This window comes from Bradyrhizobium sp. 31Argb, assembly GCF_043638955.1.
In the GTDB taxonomy this organism is placed as follows: Bacteria; Pseudomonadota; Alphaproteobacteria; order Rhizobiales; family Xanthobacteraceae; genus Bradyrhizobium.
In genome coordinates this window covers 1-4,928 of the sequence record NZ_JBEGDB010000421.1, presented here as the reverse complement: position 1 = coordinate 4,928, position 4,928 = coordinate 1, and the positions used below count along the sequence as shown (strand labels likewise).

The following is a 4,928-nucleotide window of genomic DNA, read 5'->3' as shown; positions in this document are numbered from 1 at the left end:
CGCCAATACTGGATGCCGATCCGCTACGCACGCGCCCGCTGATCACTGCGGACGTGGGAGCTCTTACCGCTTACGATTGTTGTTGGCGGGCGGGGGAGCCTAATCCATCCCGCGCCATCTGCCATACGGTATAATCGGCCTTCGGGTTCACGGATGTGACACCGATGCCACCCGGTCCGGGGTGTTGTATTGCGCTGCAACGAAGGAGAACGCGGCCGCCCTCCGCCGTCATTCCGGGACATCGCGCAGCGATGGGCCCGGAATCCACCGGGCCGCAAACGCCCGCGGAGAAATGGATTCCCGGTTCGCGCTTCGCGCGCCCCGGAATGACGGCGGAGAGGGTGGCCTTGAGCAGAAAAGCTCAGCGCTCGACGAAGGCCTTTTCGATCACGAAATGGCCGGGCGCGCTGTGGTTGCCTTCGGCGAAGCCGCGGCCCTCGAACAGCTTGCGCAGGTCTTCCAGCATCGCTGGGCTGCCGCACATCATGATGCGGTCGGTCTCGAGATCGAGCGGCGACTGGTGGATGTCGTTGAAGAGCTGGTCCGAGGTGATCAGGTCGGTGATGCGGCCACGGTTGCGGAACGGCTCGCGCGTGACGGTCGGATAATAGAGCAGCTTCTCGGCGAGCAGCGTACCGAACAATTCGTCGTCGCGCAGATTGGCGACCAGCTCCTCGCCATAGGCGAGCTCGGCCACCTGGCGGCAGCCATGGACCAGCACGATGGTCTCGTAGCGGTCATAGACCTCGGGGTCCTTGATCAGGCTCGCAAACGGGGCCAGCCCCGTGCCGGTCGACAGCAGCAACAGCCGCTTGCCGGGGATCAGATTGTCGGTGATCAGCGTGCCGGTCGCCTTGCGGCCGACCAGGATGATGTCGCCTTCCCGGATCTTCTGCAGCTTGGAGGTCAGCGGACCGTCCTGAACCTTGATCGAGAAGAACTCGAGCTCTTCCTCGTGATTGGCGCTCGCCATCGAATAGGCACGCAGCAGCGGCCGGCCATCGATCTCGAGACCGATCATGGCGAACTGGCCGTTCTGGAAGCGGAAGCCGGTATCGCGGGTGGCTCGGAAGCTGAAAAGCGTATCAGTCCAGTGACGAACAGAAAGTACCTTCTCTCGATAGAACGCGCTCATGTGTCTGGTTTTTCCGATTGACCTTACATAAACGAGGTCGAGTAGCGGCTGCTCGACCGCACGAAATTGACTGACATCAAGGGAAAGCCCGCCTGCCCGTCGCGCCGCTGACACACATAATGGAATTCATCCATTGTGCAATTGCGAACTCGGCATGGCTGTCGATTGATTTCGCAGAATGGTTCAAAACATCGTTGTTAAGGTTTCCGGGACGACGCAATTAACTTGCTGGAAACGATCCCGATCAAGCAATTAATTCCACAGCGCGCCATCGAGAGAGGAAAATCGACTTGGCGATCCCAATCAGCCAGCGGATCTTCGTCGACGCGGTCACGAAATATTGCCTGGCCCGTAACATTACGGTCGAGGTGCGGTCGGAGGGCTGGCTGATCGTCATGCAACGTGGTGAGCGGCGGCACCTCGCCTTCGCCTATGACGTCGGGCTGAACAGCGCGGTCGCGCACCAGATCGCCAACGACAAGGCGGCCACCGCCGAGATGCTGCAATGTTCCGGCGTGCTCTGCATCCCCCACACCCTGTTCCTGGGCCCGAAGCTTGCAGCCTATACGCGTGCGCCCGGCTCCTGGGAAACGATGCTGCGCCTGCTGGCCGAGCATCCCAATGGCCTCGTCGTCAAGCCAAACGAGGGCACGTCGGGCGACGGCGTCTTCCGGGTGACGACCAAGCGTGCGCTCGAGCTCGCGGTCGGCAGGATCCTGGCGGCCTATCCGAGCCTCGCCATCTCGCCCTATGTCGAGATCGAGGATGAAATCCGCGTCGTCCTGGTCGATGATCTCCCGGTCGTGGTCTACGGCAAGGAACGCCCGTTCGTGATCGGCGACGGCAGGCATTCGCTGCTTGAGCTTGCGCTCGCGGCCGTGCCGGCCGAGCGGCGATCGACCGCGCTGCCCGGCCTGATCGCCGAGATCGGGCGTGCCGAGCTCGATGCGATCGTCCCGGAGGGCGAGCGGCGCATCCTCAACTGGCGCCACAACCTCGATTCCGGCGCGCGGCCGGTGCTGCTGAAACAGGGCGAGACGCGCGACGCCTGCATCGAGATGGCAATCAAGGCCGCCCGCGCGATCGGCATCCGCTTCGGCTCGATCGACGTCGTACGCACCGACGGCGCCTGGCGGATCCTTGAAGTCAACGCCGGCGTGAAGATGGAAGCGCTCAGCCGCTCGCACCCGGAACTGGCTTATGCCGCGTATGAAGCGGCGCTGGATAGAGTGTTTGCGTAAGCATCAGTGCCGTAGGGTGGGCAAAGCGAAGCGTGCCCACCATCCACGTTCGGTGCAAGAAAGGTGGGCACGCTTCGCTTTGCCCACCCTACGCGTTCGCCCACGCAATCGCGCTAATTGCTCGTCCCCTCGTTATCATTCAGCGCCTTGAAGGCTTCCTCGAGCTGCGGCGAGATCGCGACGTCGAGGCGCTCGCCGGTCGGAAGCCGTGCGATGAACCATTTGTTGTAGAGCGGGATCAGGTCGCGGCCGGAGCCGAGCTTGCGGAAGGTCCGCTCGACCACGTCCTTCAACTGCGGCTCACCCTTGCGGTACATGATGCCGTAGGGATCGTAGGACAGGTAGTCGCCGACCACGCGGAACCTGTCCTGCGACTTGTGCCGCGCGATCAGGCCGTAGAGCAGGATGTCGTCGGTCGCGAACGCATCCGCCTTGCCGTCGGCCAGCATCTGGTAGGACTGCTCATGGTCGGGCGAGGTCACGATGTTCAGGCCGAGCGAGAACTTCTTGTCGACATTATGCATGGCCTGCTCGTTGGTGGTGCCCTTGGTCACCACCACGGTCTTGCCCTTGAGATCGGTTACCCCCGAGACGGCGGAGGTCTTCGGCACCATCAGTTTGGTGCCGGCGACGAAGATCAAAGGCGAGAACGCGACCTGCTTGGCCCGCTCGGAATTCGCCGTGGTCGACCCGCATTCGAGATCGATCTTGCCCTGCACAACAGCAGGAATGCGGTCGTCGGAGGTGACCTTGACGTAGTCGATCCTGAGATTGGCATCGTCGACCTCGACGCCGATCTCCTCCACGATCGCCTCGCACAGTTCGAGGCTGTAGCCGATCGGCCGGTTGGAATGGTCGAGGAAGGAGAACGGCGGCGAGCTCTCGCGGTAGCCGAGCCGCACCACATGCGTGTTCTTGATATTGGCAAGCGTCGGGCTAAGCCCCTCGCTTGCCGTCTGGGCGGCGGCCGGCGTTGCCAGCAGACATGCTACCAGCAACAGGCAGCCGGCCCATATCGCCTTCCTTGTCGCTTTCCTTGGGGGCTGATGCATGCAGCTCTCCCGTCAATGCGCCGGCACCGCGTCACCCGGCACCGCATCGGAAGGCACGGCATCGTCCGGCCCGAGCTCGTGCTCTTCCTTCAGCTCACCTTCCCACTTCGCGACCACGGCGGTGGCGAGCGAGTTGCCGATCACGTTGGTGGCGCTGCGGCCCATGTCGAGGAAGGTGTCGATGCCCATGATCATCAACAGGCCCGCCTCGGGAATGCCGAACTGGCTGAGCGTCGAGGCGATCACGACGAGGGAAGCGCGCGGCACGCCGGCGACGCCCTTGGAGGTGATCATCAAGGTCGCCAGCATCGCGAGCTGGGTGCCGAGCGACATGTCGATATGATAGGTCTGCGCGATGAAGATGCTGGCAAAGGTGCAGTACATCATCGTGCCGTCGAGGTTGAAGGAATAGCCGAGCGGCAATACGAAGGCCGAGATCCGGGACGAGGCGCCGAAGCGGTTCAATCCCTCCAGCGTCTTCGGATAGGCGGCTTCCGACGACGCGGTCGAGAACGCGATCATCAGCGGCTCGCGGATCAGCCGCAACAGATGGCTGTAGCGCGGCCCGATCACGATGAAGCCGACCACGACCAGGATCCCCCACAGGATCAAAAGCGAGACGTAGAAGCCGCCCATGAACACGACGAGCTTCCAGAGCACGCCAAGTCCGTTCTTCGACACCGTCGCCATGATCGCGGCCCACACCGCAAGCGGCGCGAACAGCATCACATAGCTCGTGACTTTCAGCATGATATGGGCGAGGTCGTCGATCAGGGCCATGATCGGCTTCGCCCGCTCCGGCATTGCGCCGAGCGCGACCGCGAAGAACACCGCGAACACCACGATCTGCAGGATCTCGTTCTGCGCCATCGCATCCGCGATCGAGGTCGGCACGAGGTGGATCAGGAATTTTTCAAAGGAGAAGGCCGAGACCGGCAGGCCGGTCGACTGGCCTTTGTCAGGCAGCGTGCCCGGGAAATTGGCGCCGGGCTGCAGCAGGTTGACCATGACGAGGCCGAGCAGGAGCGAGACGAAGGAGGCGCTGACGAACCAGCCCATGGTCTTCGCAAAGATACGCCCGAGCCGTGCGCCAGGGCCCATATGCGCGATGCCGCCGACCAATGTCGCAAACACCAGCGGCGCGATGATCATCTTGATCAGCCGCAGGAACAACATCGCGATCAGGTTTACGTCGGCTGCGATCTCGGCCCGGCTATCGGGCAGGAAGTTGTAGACAAAGGCCCCCATCACGATGCCAAGCGCCATCGCGATCAGAATGTACTGCGTAAACCTGCTCGACATGTTCTTACTCCCGTAAGTCACCCGGCAAGCGATGGAGTGTGGCAGATTTACGCACCGGCGCAACACGCTTTCGACCTGCGCGCGCATTGCTGCATGTTCCAGTTGTGGAATAGACACGCGGGGACTAGGCCGTGTGGACTCTTGGGATTCTCAAATCAGATTGAACGTGATTCAAGGCTTTCTTTTAGGAGGAAGCCT

Annotated in this window: 4 protein-coding genes; 1 reads left to right on the top strand and 3 read right to left on the bottom strand. The window is 62.3% G+C overall.

Annotated features, from left to right (window positions below):
* Nucleotides 1-361: 361 nt before the first annotated feature.
* Nucleotides 362-1,135 carry a ferredoxin--NADP reductase gene (locus tag AAFX91_RS39070; RefSeq protein ID WP_394570057.1) on the bottom strand — a complete coding sequence of 258 codons (774 nt, stop codon included), beginning with the start codon at nt 1,133-1,135 and terminating at the stop codon, nt 362-364.
* Nucleotides 1,136-1,425: 290 nt separating this feature from the next.
* On the opposite strand from AAFX91_RS39070, the gene AAFX91_RS39065 reads away from it, so the two are divergent.
* Nucleotides 1,426-2,376 (top strand): RimK-like protein, encoded by a 951-nt coding sequence (locus tag AAFX91_RS39065; protein ID WP_349644872.1) that lies wholly within the window; start codon nt 1,426-1,428, stop codon nt 2,374-2,376.
* Between the two features lie 113 nt (nt 2,377-2,489).
* Here AAFX91_RS39065 and AAFX91_RS39060 read toward each other — a convergent pair whose 3' ends face one another.
* The gene (locus AAFX91_RS39060; protein WP_130578532.1) at nt 2,490-3,428 is read right to left on the bottom strand and encodes an amino acid ABC transporter substrate-binding protein; all 939 of its coding nucleotides are present in this window, start codon (nt 3,426-3,428) and stop codon (nt 2,490-2,492) included.
* 12 nt (nt 3,429-3,440) lie between these two features.
* Nucleotides 3,441-4,730, bottom strand: a complete 1,290-nt coding sequence (locus tag AAFX91_RS39055; RefSeq protein WP_130578531.1) for a dicarboxylate/amino acid:cation symporter — start codon at nt 4,728-4,730, stop codon at nt 3,441-3,443.
* Between the last annotated feature and the right edge of the window lie 198 nt (nt 4,731-4,928).

Bases quoted from the DNA above. Each gene is read 5' to 3' on its own strand.
- AAFX91_RS39070 (WP_394570057.1), bottom strand. From the start codon at position 1,135: ATGAGCGCGTTCTATCGAGAGAAGGTACTTTCTGTTCGTCACTGGACT.
- AAFX91_RS39060 (WP_130578532.1), bottom strand. From the start codon at position 3,428: ATGCATCAGCCCCCAAGGAAAGCGACAAGGAAGGCGATATGGGCCGGC.
- AAFX91_RS39055 (WP_130578531.1), bottom strand. From the start codon at position 4,730: ATGTCGAGCAGGTTTACGCAGTACATTCTGATCGCGATGGCGCTTGGC.